We start from the raw sequence: 16,030 nt of genomic DNA, 5'->3' as shown, positions 1-16,030 counted from the left end.
ATTTTTGAAAGCTTAGGAAAAGGACTAGTGGTACCTGAGGTCGGACTCGAACCGACACAGGGTTGCCCCTACCAGATTTTGAGTCTAGCGTGTCTACCATTTCACCACTCAGGCTTAAAAAGAGAAAAATTATATCTAAATTTAGATTAAAATATTATAAATCTTGGCTATAAATTCATCTGTATTTGTAAGCCTTAAGCTACAAAGTTTATAATAATCAAGTTATTTACCGCTCTAAATAGCATTTTTATTTGGTTTAAAATTCAAATTTATTTATCCAAATTTTCTACATCCACTCTAGAACTTGCGTTATCTCTTTGGCTACAAATGTTTTTATAGGGTAATTTTCTAATGGCTTATTTGGCGTGATAGCGTTTTTAAATTTTTGAAAGACAGCCTCTTTTAGCCTTGCATCAAGATTAAAAATCTCTCTAATCTCACCATTTAAGCTAAGCTCACCGATGAATATACTCTCTTTGGATATTGGACGATTGCGAAAGCTTGATATGATAGCAGCTACCACGGCTAAATCGCACGCAGTTTCATTTATCTTCACTCCGCCAGTAACATTGATAAACACATCATAATGCCCAAGCGGTATTTCTAATTTTCTCTCTAAAAGTGCTAAAATCATATCTAAGCGATTTTTATCAAAGCCAGTTGAGCTTCTTTTTGGATAGTTGCTTTCGCATACTAGGGCTTGAATTTCTACGATTAATGCACGACTTCCCTCCATCGTTACAGTGATAGCTGATCCACTAACGGCGTTACCGCGGGTAAAAAATTTACTGCTAATATCTTTAGCACTTATTAGTCCATTACTACGCATTTCAAAAATTCCAATTTCGCTTGTAGTGCCAAAGCGATTTTTAATCCCGCGAAGTATGCGAAGCTCCTTACTACTATCCCCTTCAAAATATAGCACCACATCAACCATATGCTCTAAAATTCTAGGTCCGGCGATAGAGCCTTCTTTAGTAATATGACCTATAATAAATATGGTAATATCATCTTTTTTAGCTAGTCGCATTAGCTCAAATGTGATCTCTCTAACTTGCGAAATTGAGCCTGGAGCTGAGCTAATCTTATCGCTATATAGGGTTTGGATAGAGTCTATAACTATGGTTTTATACTCATTTTTTGCCGCCTGGGCTAGTATAGATGAGAGATCGATTTCAGTTAGTAAAAATAGATTATCACTATTTGCACCTAAGCGATCGGCTCTTAGCTTGATTTGACTAGCGCTCTCTTCACCGCTTACATATAGCACTTTTTGGTTGTTGTCAGCTAAATTTGAAGCTATTTTAAGTAGTAGTGTAGATTTACCAATTCCTGGACTTCCGCCTATTAATATAAGAGAGCCACTTACCAAGCCTCCGCCTAATACTAGGTCTAACTCGCTATCTTTAGTTGATTTGCGATCTATTTTTTGAATTTGAATTTGGGATATTGGTGTGGCGCTTTTTGTGCTTTTGGTTAGTTTGGCTAACTCTTGAGAGATCTTAACTTGCTCGCTACTAAGCTCGATAAAGCTCTCCCAGGCTCCGCATTGTGGGCATTTACCCATCCATTTGCTTTGCTGATTACCACACGCTTCGCACTCAAAAATAATCTTTGATTTTGCCATTTTAATCTAAAAATATTGCATCGCAGATGGTATCTACGAACTCTTTTGGGCTAAATTTGATAAGATCATCTTTACTTTCGCCAACGCCAATATATAAAATAGGGAGCTCAAGCTCTCTAGCAATACCAAATAACGCACCGCCCTTTGCTGTGCCATCAAGCTTGGTAATTATAACTCCATCAACCTTTATAATCTCATTAAAAGCCTTAGCTTGAGCTACTCCAGCACTACCTTGTGTGCCATCTAGAATTAGAATTTTTTGGTGTGGAGCATCACTTAGGGCTTTACTGCTAATTCTTGAGATTTTCTCTAGTTCACTAGCTAAATTTTTTTGATTTTGTAACCTACCAGCCGTATCAATAATAGCATAATCCATATCTCTAGCCACAGCTGAGCTGATAGTATCATAGGCTACAGCGGCTGGGTCGTGACCTTGATTTGAGGCGATTATAGGGACTTCAAGCTTATTAGCCCATTGGCGTAGCTGCTCTATGGCTCCAGCTCTAAATGTATCGCTAGCGCCTAAAATTACGTTTTTTGAGCTGGATTTGAATAAATTTGCTAATTTTGCTATTGTGGTTGTTTTGCCCGCACCATTTACGCCTAAAATCATCATCACAAAAGGCTTTGCCTCCACACTTTTATTATCATACATAAAGTATGTTTGCATAACTCTAGCTAGATCGGCCCTATCTACTACATCTCTAGGAGGTAGATAGTAGATTATCTCTTGGGCTATTTCATATGGAACATCGGCTTCTAATAGAAGCTCTTCAAGAATATCTTTAGTTATTTTTTTATCTTTTGGTTTAGATTTTGTAAATGTATTAAGGGTCTTTTCAAGCCCTTTTTTAAGAAAGCTAAACATTACTCAATAACCTTTTTAATATCATTTTCTAGCATCTCAATCGGCACCAATCCGCTATAAGAAGTAGCAAATTTGCCATTTGGATAGTATAAAATGCTAAATGGAATTCCAACCACGCCGCCAAGCGATGAGATTAAATATTGATTTTCATCTGTGTATGCAATTGGGTAGTTGATATTTAGTAGCTCTTTAAATTCATTTGCTTGCTCTAGGCTTAAGGTCTCAACTGATACACCGATGATTTGAAGTTTATCTTTAAATTTCTCTTGAAGCGATACAAGATATGGGATCTCTACCTTACAAGGTGGGCACCAAGTGGCAAAGAAATTTAAAAATATAGCTTTATCCTTGATATTAAAGTCATAGCCGTTATCTTTTTTTTGCATTTTTAACTCACTGCCATCATTTAATGTAAGTTTAAATGGTTTTGAATAGTCTGCTTCTATTACTGAAGTTGGATTTGACTCTTCGTTTGAAGTGTTGTTGCAACCTGTTAAAATAGCTAATAAAGCTGCTGCTAGAAAGATTTTAAATTTCATTATATTTTCCTATATTTTTTGGTAAAATTGCCAAAATTATACTAAATAAAGATTAATATTATGGTTAAATTTGATAAACAAACTTGTAGAAAAGTAGCAAAATTGGCTCTGAATAAGGAGTCTAAAAGAGTGGCTAACTGCTATAAAAATAGGGTTAATTTGGATATTTTAAGGCTTATTAAGCTGTATAAAGTAAAGAATTTGCTTATTTTTACTCCTATGAAAATGGAGCCAAATTTAATTAAACTTAGACGAAAAATAGCAAAAAATTGCACAATATTTGTCCCATTTATGGTAGATAAAAGTTTAAAAATGGTAAAATTGCGTTTGCCCTTTAAAGTATCTGAATTTGGTATTAAAGAAGCGGCAAACTCAAATGCTTATAAAAAAGATATAGATATGGCTATAGTGCCAGTTATCGCAGTAGATGCTAATATGGGTAGAGTAGGGCACGGAGCTGGGTTTTATGATAGGTTTTTTGATAATCTAGGTTATAGACCGGTTATTGTGTTTGTAAGTATAAAAGATATGTATGTTGATTATAAAATTTGTGACGCACACGATGTTTGTGCCGACTTTTATCTTACACCTACTAAAAAATATATAAAAAAGGTATGTTATGATAGAGATGTCATTAATAGGGTTAGGAGGCTTGATTTTTGGAGCTGGAGGAGGTTGGCTAATATCTAAAAAGATAAATGATGCCAACTATAATATTTTAGTAGAGCAGGCAAAAGCAAAAGCAAAAGCGATTGAATTTGAGGCTGAAGGCATTTTAAAAGATGCTAAAGTTAAGGTTAGCGAGGCTGAATTTGAGGTTAAAAAAAGATATGAAGAAAAGGGGAGCAAACTCCAAAAAGAGTATAACCAAAAATTCGATGAAATAGCTAAAAAAGAGCAAAATTTGCTCTTTGAAAAAGAGAATTTAGATAGTGCTAAAAGTGATTTAGAATTAAGCCAAAATAGAGCCAAAGCGTTATATGAAGAGGGTTTAAATTTAAAAAATAGCTATCAAGAAAAGATTGATGAAATGCTAAAAACTATGGAGCGTATGGCTGGTTTAACCCAAGAAGAAGCAAGGGAGTTGGTGCTTAAAAAAGTTGAAGAAAAAAGCCGTGCCGATATAGCTCATATCGTTAGAAAATATGAAGAAGAGGCAAAAAGAGAGGCTAAGAAAAAGGCTAATTATATCCTAGCTCAAGCTACTAGTAGATTTGCTGGAGAGTTCGCTGCTGAGAGATTAATCAATGTAGTTGATATTAAAAATGATGAGTTAAAAGGTAGGATTATAGGCAAAGAGGGACGCAATATCAAAACCCTTGAGATGGTGCTTGGAGTTGATGTAATAATAGATGATACACCGCATGCTATTGTGCTTTCAAGCTTTAATTTATATCGTAGGGCCATTGCTACTAGGGTAATTGAACTATTAGTTGAAGATGGGAGAATCCAACCAGCTAGAATAGAGGAAATTCATCAAAAAGTTTGCGAGGAATTTGAGGCTAGTATTTTAGAAGAGGGCGAAAATATCTTAATTGATTTAGGAATTACCAAAGTTCATCCAGAGATTGTAAAACTAATTGGCAAGATGAAATTTAGAGCTAGTTATGGTCAAAATGCTCTAGCTCATAGCCTTGAGGTTGCTTATTTGGCTGGAATTATAGCTGCTGAAACTGGTGGAGATGAGAAGCTTGCTATTAGGGCTGGTATATTGCACGATATTGGCAAGGCATTAACGCATGAGTATCAAGGTAGCCATGTCGATTTAGGTGCCGAAATTTGTAAGCGTTATAAAGAGCATCCAGTTGTGATTAATGCTATTTATGCTCACCACGGACACGAAGAGGCTCTAAGCGTGGAGTGTGCGGCAGTTTGTGCTGCTGATGCGTTATCTGCAGCACGCCCTGGTGCTAGAAGAGAGGTGCTTGAGAGCTTTTTAAAAAGAGTTGAAGAGATAGAGAATATAGCAAATTCCAAAGAAGGTATTAAAAATGCCTACGCTATAAATGCTGGTCGCGAGATAAGGGTTATTGCTAATGCGGAGTTGGTCAATGATGATGAGGCTGTGCTTTTAGCTAAAGAGATTGCTGAAGAGATAGAGAGTAAAATGCAATATCCAGGGGAAATCAAAGTAAATGTAATACGAGAATTAAGGGCTGTAGAGTATGCGAAATAGAGTATTAATAAAGATTATTTATCTAATTTTTATTAGCCTAAGCTTACATGCTAGCGATGAGAGACTTTTAGATAGTGCAAATGCCTATAATTTAATTAATCGAACTAACAAAATACCGCAATCAATTATTATAAATTCATCTGCTATTATAGTTTTTCCTACTTTTGTTAAGGCTGGATTTATCCTTGGGGCGACGGTGGGTCGTGGGGTTATGCTTGTGCGTGATGAGGATTCAAAAGAGTTTATAGATGATAGAATTACATATCACCAAAATAGCGTTTGGAGCGTGGTGCCAGTAAGGCTAGGTGGTGCGACTATCGGATTGCAAGTAGGATATGAGAATAATTTTATTGTAATGTATCTAATGAATAGAGGGATAATAAAAGATATTTACGATAATAAATTTACATTAAATGCTAGCACATCAGTTAGCTTTATGGATCATAGTGCAAATATCGGAACTATGAGCGATATTGGGTTTAGCGATATTTATGCTTATACAAATAATACAGGCTTTTTCGCAGGTGCGAATCTTGGTGGGTCTGTAATCACGGTTGATGATAAGGTTAAATTTGACCCCAATTCATATGGCTATAGACAGCTATTACAAGCCGTATCGGTGGTGAAATAATGCAAGATATTTTAGCAAATCTTTCTACTTATGGATATTTGATACTATTTTTATATAGCCTTGGTGGGGGAATGGTGGCTATAATTGGTGCTGGATTGCTTAGCTTTGAAGGTAGTATGAGTTTAACTCTATCAATTATAATTGCCGCAGTGGCAAACTTCATCGGAGATATGATTTTAGTATATATGGGAAGATATAATAAAAGCTCTGTAATGCCATATTTTAAATCACATAAACGAAAACTTGCTTTAGCTCAAATTTTATTTAAAAAATATGGCGATAAGATTATTTTTATCAAAAAATATATTTACGGGCTAAAAACTTTAGTGCCTTTAGCTATTGGTCTAACCAAATATAGCTTGATTAAATTTGCTATCATTAACGCTATTTGCTCTGCTATATGGTCGATTAGCTTAGGATTGCTTAGCTATTATGCGGGAGAATTTATATCGAGATTTACATCATATTTTGGCGATCATGGCTATATCATTCCTATATTTTTGTTTATTTTGCTTGGTCTTATATGGCTATATTTTAGCTGGGCTACTAAAAAAAGATGAAAAAGCTGATATTTATAATATCTATTTTATTGATTGGATTATATGGGTTTGCTTATATATTTTCAAACCATATGCTAAATTCAGCACTAGCTAAGCTTCAAAATATCAAAGAATTTAAAATAGATAGTGTAAATAAAAATAGCTCCATACTTTCTAATAATTTAAATTTTAGACTTCAATATAAAGATTTTGATTTAGATATAGATATGAGTAGTAGCTATAACCCTCTTTTTATATTTAATGGATTTAAAATTAATGGAGATATTAAGGATTTATCACAAGATAGTGTTAATTTGGCTAAATTTAGTCTAAATATTCCGCTATATGGGGGCAAAATTCATATTCAAGCAGATATATCACCAATTCAAATTATTCAACATCATAGCTCTATTAAATTTTCAAATATCTCTATTAATAGCATTATGGATAGCAAAAAGCTATATTTCATAAAAGCAAATCTTGATAAAGCTAAATTTGAATTTGATAATATTAATGTTGATATGAGTGGTATTTTTAGCGAGATTGAGTATATTGATGGTGTTGATTTTGCAGATTTTAATCCATATGCTCTAAATCCTAGTAATTTAAAATTATTAATTGATAATTTAAGTTCAAATATAAATTTTATTAATCTAACAAGCGAAAATATTAGATTAAGCTCAAAAATAAACGCTTATAGCTTAGCAGATATTTTTACTGATTTAACGGCTAAATATATTATGGTAAATGGCATAGCTTTTGATGATATTAGCTCAAAAATTATATTAAAAAATATAAGCACAAGTAATTATAAAAATTTCATTATAAGTAAACCAGAGATAGTCGTGGATAATCTTACTATTAGAGATTTTTTGGAGCTAAAATTTGATATATTAATAGACAATCAAAGCTTCAATGGATTAAATTTAAATGGGGAATTTATAGCCTATAAGCCAATTTCTTATATAAAAGGATTAGAGTTTATATCCATATATGAAAAATTTTTAATTAGCAATGGAGTGTTAATACAAAATGGCAATGGCTATCTAAGCAAATTTAAATCCAATATCCAAAATAGCGAGATAATATTTAATAATTCAGTTAAATTTAGCGATATTTTGTCAGAATTTTAATAAATAAACAAAAAAATTTCAATAAATTCCATCCCCCTCCCCAATCATTCAGCAAACTTTAAGTATATCTCTTATATAATTCCAGCTCACGAATTGAGAAGCACCTTCTTATAGTTGGATAAATCATCTCTTTATCGTTTCTGTTTTTTAATTTTTATAATGTTAAACTATCATTTATAGTCAATCTTTGAAATCTAAACAAGTGATCGATTGAGCCAAAGGCAATTTTAATTATTTAAATTAAATAATTGCTAATTTAATAGTTACAAACAATTAAGTTTTTAGATTAAAACTTCATAATAAATTATTACTTTGCTAATTTGCGAAGTATTTTTATGGAGAGTTTGATCCTGGCTCAGAGTGAACGCTGGCGGCGTGCCTAATACATGCAAGTCGAACGGACAAGTAAGAGCTTGCTCTTATGAGTTAGTGGCGCACGGGTGAGTAATGTATAGTTAATCTGCCCTATGCTGGAGGACAACAGTTAGAAATGACTGCTAATACTCCATACTCCTTCTTAACACAAGTTAAGTTGGGAAAGTTTTTTCGGCATAGGATGAGACTATATTGTATCAGCTAGTTGGTGAGGTAATGGCTCACCAAGGCTATGACGCATAACTGGTCTGAGAGGATGATCAGTCACACTGGAACTGAGACACGGTCCAGACTCCTACGGGAGGCAGCAGTAGGGAATATTGCTCAATGGGGGAAACCCTGAAGCAGCAACGCCGCGTGGAGGATGACACTTTTCGGAGCGTAAACTCCTTTTGTTGGGGAAGAACCATGACGGTACCCAACGAATAAGCACCGGCTAACTCCGTGCCAGCAGCCGCGGTAATACGGAGGGTGCAAGCGTTACTCGGAATCACTGGGCGTAAAGGACGCGTAGGCGGATTATCAAGTCTTTTGTGAAATCTAATGGCTTAACCATTAAACTGCTTGAGAAACTGATAATCTAGAGTGAGGGAGAGGCAGATGGAATTGGTGGTGTAGGGGTAAAATCCGTAGAGATCACCAGGAATACCTATTGCGAAGGCGATCTGCTGGAACTTAACTGACGCTAATGCGTGAAAGCGTGGGGAGCAAACAGGATTAGATACCCTGGTAGTCCACGCCCTAAACGATGTATACTAGTTGTTGCTGTGCTAGTCATGGCAGTAATGCACCTAACGGATTAAGTATACCGCCTGGGGAGTACGGTCGCAAGATTAAAACTCAAAGGAATAGACGGGGACCCGCACAAGCGGTGGAGCATGTGGTTTAATTCGAAGATACGCGAAGAACCTTACCTGGGCTTGATATCCTAAGAACCTTGTAGAGATACGAGGGTGCTAGCTTGCTAGAACTTAGTGACAGGTGCTGCACGGCTGTCGTCAGCTCGTGTCGTGAGATGTTCGGTTAAGTCCGGCAACGAGCGCAACCCACGTATTTAGTTGCTAACAGTTAGGCTGAGCACTCTAAATATACTGCCTTCGTAAGGAGGAGGAAGGTGTGGACGACGTCAAGTCATCATGGCCCTTATGCCCAGGGCGACACACGTGCTACAATGGCATATACAATGAGACGCAATATCGCGAGATGGAGCAAATCTATAAAATATGTCCCAGTTCGGATTGTTCTCTGCAACTCGAGAGCATGAAGCCGGAATCGCTAGTAATCGTAGATCAGCCATGCTACGGTGAATACGTTCCCGGGTCTTGTACTCACCGCCCGTCACACCATGGGAGTTGATTTCACTCGAAGCCGGAATACTAAACTAGTTACCGTCCACAGTGGAATCAGCGACTGGGGTGAAGTCGTAACAAGGTAACCGTAGGAGAACCTGCGGTTGGATCACCTCCTTTCTAGAGTACAAAGTGATAATCTCACAATTATCACTTCAATATAGTCTCAATCAGCTTGTTTAGGTTTGAGAGATTGATTTATAAAGTAGTTATTTAAGGGCCTATAGCTCAGCTGGTTAGAGTGCACCCCTGATAAGGGTGAGGTCACAAGTTCAAGTCTTGTTAGGCCCACCATTTATATTTCGTCTACTGATGAATATTTTTATTATATTTCTTAATTTTTTTTAAATTTATTTTTGAATTTTATTTTCTATTTTTAATTTATTTTATATCTTATATAATTCCTATTTTTTAGGAGTTAAGAAATGAGTAAGATAGCTTTTCCTATTACTATTGTCGATTGCATTGACATTGGTTTGGATTTAGGAAAAATTCAAAATAAACTACAATCATATTATGATGAATATGAAGATGATTTATATTTGTTGCATAAAAATAAAATCGATTATATCTCTAAATTTATGAAAATTAATAACGATGAAATGTATAAAAATATTAATTTTGATTTTTCATCTATAAATTTGGATAGCAGTATTTTAAAAACAATTTCATTATTTATACCTAGTAGAAAACGACTTATTTCTAAATATATCATCGATATTAAAAATGAAAATTTTAAAATTGAAAGAATACCCGCAAATAATTTTCTCCAATCTCTCGCATTTATAGCAGATGAAAAGTTTGATTATAGAAAAAGTGAAAGAAAATTTAAAGAATTGCCTGATAATTTATTTGATGATGATTTAAGAACTATGCTTAAATTCGTCTCTTTTAAAATAGGTAGATATATAAAAAATCTAAATTTGCAATTACAGTTCATCATACTTTTATATCCTGTAAAGATGGTAAAAAATCTACAAATTCACCAGAAGGAATACACCAAGATGGAATGGATTTTATAATGTCTGCTTTTGTTATCGATAGACAAAATATCAATGGTGCAAAAAGTATAATCTATAAAAATGATAAAAAAACAAAAATATTTGAAACGATATTAAAAAATGGTCAAGGAATTATTCAGCCAGATTTAAATAGTGGATTATGGCATGAAGTAACAGAAATTTCTCAAATAAATATTAACGAAGTTGGTTATAGGTCTAGTGTAGGTTTTGATATAGAGGTTTTAGAATGAAATTAAAAATTCAAAGTGGGGAATTCGTAATAAAAAAAATAGATAAAAATGCCACAATAAATTTATCTGATGATTTATTTTGCGTAGTTAATGAGTTTGATTGTTATACAATTATAAAAAATAAATTAAAAAATTCATATAATACGCAAATTTTTAAAGCATTTTATATAGATGAAATTTTTGATTTTTCACAAAGTGGCATCTTGTTCGAGGTATTAAGACCGCTTAAAGAAGAATGTATAAGTGTATTAGTTGTATCAGCTTACGAAAGAGATTATATTTTTGTTAATAAAAATGATTTTGATAAAGTAAAGAAAATTATTGGATTATAGTTATGCAAAATTTTATTTTTTTAAAAGGATTTTTTCTATCACTTTCGTTGATTATGGCAATTGGAGCTCAAAATGCTTTTGTTTTGCGACAAGGTATAGCTAAAAATAATGTATTTTATGTTTGTCTTGTATGTTTTTTATGTGATTTTGTATTGATATTAGCTGGAATTTTCGGTGTTGGTGAAGTTATAGCAAAAAATGTGGTAGTAAATATATTAATCACAACTTTTGGAATTTTATTTGTTAGCTATTATGCTATAACAGCATTAATTTCAGCTTTTTCTAATAAAAATAGTATGAAATTTGAAATGGAGCATTCAAATTTTTCTATTAAAAAAACTATTATTTTAACCCTTTGTATTACACTTTTAAATCCCCATGTTTATTTAGATACTGTTTTTGTGGTAGGAGCTTCAGCTTTAACATTTGATATTAAAGAGAAGATACTTTTTGCATTTGGTAGTCTTTCTGCTTCGTTTATATGGTTTTTTTCATTAGGCTTTGGTGCTAAAAAATTTAGTCACTTCTTATCAAAACCAATAATTAACAGGATTATAGATATATTTATTGCTATTATTATGTTTTTTGTTGTTTTAACGCTAGTAAAATTTCTTTTAAAAATACTATATATTTAATAATTCTTTAAGCATTACTCTTGTATAATTCCAACTCACTTTTAAAGAATATCTTAAAAAGTGAAGTTATTTAATTTCCCTATTGTTAAAAGTCACAATCAAGTTTTAATATTTAAAACAATTTTACAGGACTTGTTAAAGCTTTAAATATGGACTTAGTTTAGCAAATAGTTAATTAAACAATCTGTTATCCCAATAACTAAATATATTAACTATCAAGTTTAACTTCACAATCTATTAAGTTTTAAAACTTACTTAATAGTAGTTAATGCTTTCCGTCTTATAAGTTAATATTTAAACACTATAAATTTAATAGTCATATCTTTAAATAAAATATCTTATTTTTAAAAAAGATTAACTAATTATATTTATCTTTAACAAGGAAGTGATGCGAATTAGAATATATAATAATCTAATAAAAAAGGTAAGCTACTAAGAGCAAATGGTGGATGCCTTGGCTAGTAGAGGCGATGAAAGACGTGCCAGGCTGCGATAAGTCTCGGGGAGCCGTCAAGGGGCTTTGATCCGGGAATTTCTGAATGGGGCAACCCAGTATATAGTGATATATACTACCGCAATGCGGAGCGAACGTTGGGAATTGAAACATCTTAGTACCAACAGGAAAAGAAATCAAACGAGATTACGCTAGTAGCGGCGAGCGAACGCGTAAGAGGGCAAACCACTAGCTTGCTAGTGGGGTTGTAGGACTGCAACATAGACTTAAACAATCTAATAGAATAAGCTGGAAAGCTTAAGCATAGAGGGTGATACTCCCGTATATGAAAGTGCGTTTATACTTAGCAGTATCCTGAGTAGGGCGGGACACGTGTAATCCTGTCTGAAGCTGGGTAGACCACTATCCAACCCTAAATACTACTACTAGACCGATAGTGCACAAGTACCGTGAGGGAAAGGTGAAAAGAACTGAGGTGATCAGAGTGAAATAGAACCTGAAACCATTTGCTTACAATCATTCAGAGCCCTATGATTTATCAGGGTGATGGACTGCCTTTTGCATAATGAGCCTGCGAGTTGTGGTGTCTGGCGAGGTTAAGGAAACCCGGAGCCGTAGCGAAAGCGAGTCTTAATAGGGCGTATAGTCAGATGCTGCAGACCCGAAACGATGTGATCTATCCATGAGCAGGTTGAAACTGGTGTAAGAGCCAGTGGAGGACCGAACAGACGGCCGTTGAAAAGGCTCCTGATGACTTGTGGATAGGGGTGAAAGGCCAATCAAACATCGTGATAGCTGGTTCTCTCCGAAATATATTTAGGTATAGCGTTGTGTAGTAACTTTGTGAGGTAGAGCACTGAATGGGCTAGGGCATACACCAATGTACCAAACCCTATCAAACTCCGAATGCGCAAAGTGTAATCACAGCAGTCAGGCGGCGAGTGATAAAATCCGTCGTCGAGAGGGGAACAACCCAGACTAACAGCTAAGGTCCCTAAATCTCATTTAAGTGGAAAACGATGTGGAGTTACTGAAACAACCAGGAGGTTGGCTTAGAAGCAGCCATCCTTTAAAGAAAGCGTAATAGCTCACTGGTCTAGTGATTCTGCGCGGAAAATATAACGGGGCTAAAATGAGTACCGAAGCTTTAGACTTGCACTTAATTCTAACTATAATTTAGAATTTTAAATAGATTAAGTTATGTTTCTCATAATTTAATTTAGCTCATAAATTAAATTATGAGAAAGTATCAATCTAAAAGTAGAGTAGTTAGAATTAAGTGCAAGTGGTAGGAGAGCGTTCTATTCAGCGTTGAAGGTATACCGGTAAGGAGTGCTGGAGCGGATAGAAGTGAGCATGCAGGCATGAGTAGCGATAAAAGGGGTGAGAATCCCCTTCGCCGTAAACCCAAGGTTTCCTACGCGATGCTCGTCATCGTAGGGTTAGTCGGGTCCTAAGCAAAGTCCGAAAGGGGTATGCGATGGAAAATTGGTTAATATTCCAATACCAATTATTATGTGCGATGGAAGGACGCTTAAAGTTAGTGGAGCTAGCGGATGGAAGTGCTAGTCTAAGGATGTAGATTGAGTGGTAGGCAAATCCGCCACTCTTTATTCGAGATCTTAAAGGCTCTTGACGCTCTTCGGAGTAGATGGAGAATCCATGATACTATCGAGCCAAGAAAAGTTTCTAAGTTTAGTAATAATTGCCCGTACCGTAAACCGACACAGGTGGGTGGGATGAGTATTCTAAGGCGCGTGGAAGAACTCTCTTTAAGGAACTCTGCAAAATAGCACCGTATCTTCGGTATAAGGTGTGCCTAACTTTGTATTAAGATTTACTCCCAAAGCAAAGAAGGTTACAACAAAGAGTCCCTCCCGACTGTTTACCATAAACACAGCACTCTGCTAACTCGTAAGAGGATGTATAGGGTGTGACGCCTGCCCGGTGCTCGAAGGTTAATTGATGGGGTTAGCATTAGCGAAGCTCTTGATCGAAGCCCGAGTAAACGGCGGCCGTAACTATAACGGTCCTAAGGTAGCGAAATTCCTTGTCGGTTAAATACCGACCTGCATGAATGGCGTAACGAGATGGGAGCTGTCTCAAAGAGGGATCCAGTGAAATTGTAGTGGAGGTGAAAATTCCTCCTACCCGCGGCAAGACGGAAAGACCCCGTGGACCTTTACTACAGCTTGACACTGCTATTTGGATAAAGATGCGCAGGATAGGTGGGAGGCTTTGATCCATAGATTCTGGTTTATGGTGAGCCATTGTTGAGATACCACTCTTCTTTATTTGGGTAGCTAACTAGCCTAAGTTATCCTTAGGTAGGACAATGTCTGGTGGGTAGTTTGACTGGGGCGGTCGCCTCCCAAAGTGTAACGGAGGCTTACAAAGGTTGGCTCAGAACGGTTGGAAATCGTTCGTAGAGTATAAAGGCATAAGCCAGCTTAACTGCGAGACATACAAGTCGAGCAGAGACGAAAGTCGGTCTTAGTGATCCGGTGGTTCTGTGTGGAAGGGCCATCGCTCAAAGGATAAAAGGTACCCCGGGGATAACAGGCTGATCTCCCCCAAGAGCTCACATCGACGGGGAGGTTTGGCACCTCGATGTCGGCTCATCGCATCCTGGGGCTGGAGCAGGTCCCAAGGGTATGGCTGTTCGCCATTTAAAGCGGTACGCGAGCTGGGTTCAGAACGTCGTGAGACAGTTCGGTCCCTATCTGCCGTGGGCGTAAGAAGATTGAGGAGAGTTGACCCTAGTACGAGAGGACCGGGTTGAACCAGCCACTGGTGTATCAGTTGTTCTGCCAAGAGCATCGCTGAGTAGCTAAGCTGGGATGTGATAAGAGCTGAAAGCATCTAAGCTCGAAGCCAACTCCAAGATGAATCTTCTTTTAAGAGCTCTAGTAGACTACTAGTTTGATAGGCTGGGTGTGTAATGGATGAAAGTCCTTTAGCTGACCAGTACTAATAGCTCGTTTGCTTATCTTAATAAGCATCACTTCCTTGTTAAGGATAAAATATAATCCTTTTAGGTTTTTAAAATATTTTTAGATATTAAACTTAGTGATTTTTAACTTTAATGCTTTAGCAGTGTTAAATAAGATATTACTCTTATTTAGATAATGTTTTATTTAACACTGCTCGTGGCTATACATGATTAGGAAACGCCTTGCTCCATCTCGAACCAAGAAGCTAAGCTTTTCATGGCCGATGATACTCTCCCTTACTGGGATGCTGGAAAAGTAGGTTGCTGCGAGCTTTGTTTTTATTCTCTATCTTTTTTATTTTAAATCAGCTTTTTATGATTGTTAGTGAGTGGTTTTTATACTTTTAATTATTTTTCAATTTATTAAATCATTTTACAATTATTAGAAATTTTAAAAGATTTATATTATTTCATATTATTTCATATTATTTCATATTATTTCATATTATTTCATATTATTTCATATTATTTCATATTATTTCATATTATTTCATATTATTATCAAAACAAAAATCAACTTATTAGAGTTAATTGGTTTTTTAAATTTAGTTTTTAGGTGTTATTTTATATGGATAACTTGTATTTTACATATTTTATATAGATTTATTTTTTAAATTTTTATTTTTCTAGTTATTAAATTTAGTTTTTAGGTGTTGTTGTTTTATATCGAGATTGAATTTATTATATTATCTTTATTCCTATTAAAATATAGATAGTATATGCTAGATTATAGTGTTTTTATTTGATTGTATGGTAAAGCTTATTTGGTTATATGGCTTATGCTATGGTATTTTTAGCTAGTTATGTTAAATTAAGGAATATGGATTGAATAATAAATGAGCTTTTATTTTATGGTGATTATGGTTATTATAATAGCGATTTATTAATATAACAAATTTAAATCAAAGTTGTAATATTAAGCAACTTGACATTTTTAAAAATAGATATTAAAATAGTATTGCAACCCATATAATATAATTAATTAGACTATGGATTAACTCTTAAAGCAATGAATGTATTTATAAATAAAAAGTTAAAATATTTTTAGATTTATAAAGAATTATTTAATATATAAAATAATAAAACCTTATTCTTTTTTATTTTATTTAAATAGTTAGGATTGATATT

At 34.8% G+C, this 16,030-nt stretch carries 12 protein-coding genes, 2 tRNA genes and 3 rRNA genes; 13 read left to right on the top strand and 4 right to left on the bottom strand.

Annotated elements, in window-relative coordinates:
* Window positions 1-28: 28 nt before the first annotated feature.
* The 4 genes from CSUIS_RS05410 to CSUIS_RS05395 form a co-directional block, all read right to left on the bottom strand.
* Window positions 29-114, bottom strand: a tRNA-Leu gene (locus tag CSUIS_RS05410).
* A 172-nt stretch (window positions 115-286) separates the two neighbouring features.
* Window positions 287-1,627: a DNA repair protein RadA gene (radA, locus tag CSUIS_RS05405; RefSeq protein ID WP_086297665.1), complete on the bottom strand. Its 1,341-nt coding sequence runs from the start codon at window positions 1,625-1,627 to the stop codon at window positions 287-289.
* A gap of 1 nt (window position 1,628) precedes the next feature.
* Window positions 1,629-2,495: a signal recognition particle-docking protein FtsY gene (gene ftsY, locus CSUIS_RS05400; protein WP_086237154.1), complete on the bottom strand. Its 867-nt coding sequence runs from the start codon at window positions 2,493-2,495 to the stop codon at window positions 1,629-1,631.
* Window positions 2,495-3,034, bottom strand: coding sequence for a TlpA family protein disulfide reductase (locus CSUIS_RS05395; RefSeq protein ID WP_086297662.1), 540 nt, complete (start codon window positions 3,032-3,034; stop codon window positions 2,495-2,497). The genes ftsY and CSUIS_RS05395 overlap by 1 nt, the downstream gene beginning before the upstream one ends.
* Before the next feature lie 60 nt (window positions 3,035-3,094).
* On the opposite strand from CSUIS_RS05395, the gene CSUIS_RS05390 reads away from it, so the two are divergent.
* The 13 genes from CSUIS_RS05390 (at window position 3,095) to rrf (ending at window position 15,175) form a co-directional block, all read left to right on the top strand.
* Entirely contained in the window at window positions 3,095-3,724 is a 630-nt protein-coding gene (locus CSUIS_RS05390) for a 5-formyltetrahydrofolate cyclo-ligase (RefSeq protein ID WP_236860767.1), read from the top strand.
* The gene (rny, locus tag CSUIS_RS05385; RefSeq protein ID WP_086297656.1) at window positions 3,654-5,210 is read left to right on the top strand and encodes a ribonuclease Y; all 1,557 of its coding nucleotides are present in this window, start codon (window positions 3,654-3,656) and stop codon (window positions 5,208-5,210) included. Before CSUIS_RS05390 ends, rny begins: the two co-directional genes overlap by 71 nt.
* Complete coding sequence (locus CSUIS_RS05380) at window positions 5,200-5,841, top strand: lipid-binding SYLF domain-containing protein (RefSeq protein WP_086297653.1); 642 nt, start codon at window positions 5,200-5,202, stop codon at window positions 5,839-5,841. Before rny ends, CSUIS_RS05380 begins: the two co-directional genes overlap by 11 nt.
* Entirely contained in the window at window positions 5,841-6,401 is a 561-nt protein-coding gene (locus CSUIS_RS05375; protein WP_086237149.1) for a DedA family protein, read from the top strand. Before CSUIS_RS05380 ends, CSUIS_RS05375 begins: the two co-directional genes overlap by 1 nt.
* The gene (locus tag CSUIS_RS05370) at window positions 6,398-7,513 is read left to right on the top strand and encodes a hypothetical protein (RefSeq protein WP_086297650.1); all 1,116 of its coding nucleotides are present in this window, start codon (window positions 6,398-6,400) and stop codon (window positions 7,511-7,513) included. The genes CSUIS_RS05375 and CSUIS_RS05370 overlap by 4 nt, the downstream gene beginning before the upstream one ends.
* Before the next feature lie 332 nt (window positions 7,514-7,845).
* Window positions 7,846-9,357 (top strand): 16S ribosomal RNA (locus tag CSUIS_RS05365).
* Between the two features lie 97 nt (window positions 9,358-9,454).
* Window positions 9,455-9,531 (top strand) — tRNA-Ile (locus CSUIS_RS05360).
* Window positions 9,532-9,662: 131 nt separating this feature from the next.
* Entirely contained in the window at window positions 9,663-10,259 is a 597-nt protein-coding gene (locus CSUIS_RS08400) for a hypothetical protein (RefSeq protein WP_152023645.1), read from the top strand.
* Complete coding sequence (locus tag CSUIS_RS05355) at window positions 10,142-10,489, top strand: 2OG-Fe dioxygenase family protein (RefSeq protein ID WP_086297647.1); 348 nt, start codon at window positions 10,142-10,144, stop codon at window positions 10,487-10,489. The genes CSUIS_RS08400 and CSUIS_RS05355 overlap by 118 nt, the downstream gene beginning before the upstream one ends.
* Window positions 10,486-10,821 carry an ACT domain-containing protein gene (locus CSUIS_RS05350; protein WP_086297644.1) on the top strand — a complete coding sequence of 112 codons (336 nt, stop codon included), beginning with the start codon at window positions 10,486-10,488 and terminating at the stop codon, window positions 10,819-10,821. Before CSUIS_RS05355 ends, CSUIS_RS05350 begins: the two co-directional genes overlap by 4 nt.
* A 53-nt stretch (window positions 10,822-10,874) precedes the next feature.
* On the top strand, window positions 10,875-11,456 hold the full coding sequence (locus CSUIS_RS05345) for a LysE/ArgO family amino acid transporter (RefSeq protein ID WP_236860766.1): 582 nt from the start codon (window positions 10,875-10,877) through the stop codon (window positions 11,454-11,456).
* A gap of 422 nt (window positions 11,457-11,878) precedes the next feature.
* Window positions 11,879-14,904 (top strand): 23S ribosomal RNA (locus CSUIS_RS05340).
* 151 nt (window positions 14,905-15,055) lie between these two features.
* Window positions 15,056-15,175, top strand: a 5S ribosomal RNA gene (gene rrf / locus CSUIS_RS05335).
* Window positions 15,176-16,030 lie beyond the last annotated feature (855 nt).

This window comes from Campylobacter porcelli, assembly GCF_002139855.1.
GTDB classification, from domain to species: domain Bacteria; phylum Campylobacterota; class Campylobacteria; order Campylobacterales; family Campylobacteraceae; genus Campylobacter; species Campylobacter porcelli.
This window is presented reverse-complemented; position numbering and strand designations above follow the sequence as displayed.

Coding starts and splice junctions, on each gene's coding strand:
- radA (WP_086297665.1), bottom strand. CDS start 1,627: ATGGCAAAATCAAAGATTATTTTTGAGTGCGAAGCGTGTGGTAATCAG.
- ftsY (WP_086237154.1), bottom strand. CDS start 2,495: ATGTTTAGCTTTCTTAAAAAAGGGCTTGAAAAGACCCTTAATACATTT.
- CSUIS_RS05395 (WP_086297662.1), bottom strand. CDS start 3,034: ATGAAATTTAAAATCTTTCTAGCAGCAGCTTTATTAGCTATTTTAACA.
- CSUIS_RS05390 (WP_236860767.1), top strand. CDS start 3,095: ATGGTTAAATTTGATAAACAAACTTGTAGAAAAGTAGCAAAATTGGCT.
- rny (WP_086297656.1), top strand. CDS start 3,654: ATGATAGAGATGTCATTAATAGGGTTAGGAGGCTTGATTTTTGGAGCT.
- CSUIS_RS05380 (WP_086297653.1), top strand. CDS start 5,200: ATGCGAAATAGAGTATTAATAAAGATTATTTATCTAATTTTTATTAGC.
- CSUIS_RS05375 (WP_086237149.1), top strand. CDS start 5,841: ATGCAAGATATTTTAGCAAATCTTTCTACTTATGGATATTTGATACTA.
- CSUIS_RS05370 (WP_086297650.1), top strand. CDS start 6,398: ATGAAAAAGCTGATATTTATAATATCTATTTTATTGATTGGATTATAT.
- CSUIS_RS08400 (WP_152023645.1), top strand. CDS start 9,663: ATGAGTAAGATAGCTTTTCCTATTACTATTGTCGATTGCATTGACATT.
- CSUIS_RS05350 (WP_086297644.1), top strand. CDS start 10,486: ATGAAATTAAAAATTCAAAGTGGGGAATTCGTAATAAAAAAAATAGAT.
- CSUIS_RS05345 (WP_236860766.1), top strand. CDS start 10,875: ATGGCAATTGGAGCTCAAAATGCTTTTGTTTTGCGACAAGGTATAGCT.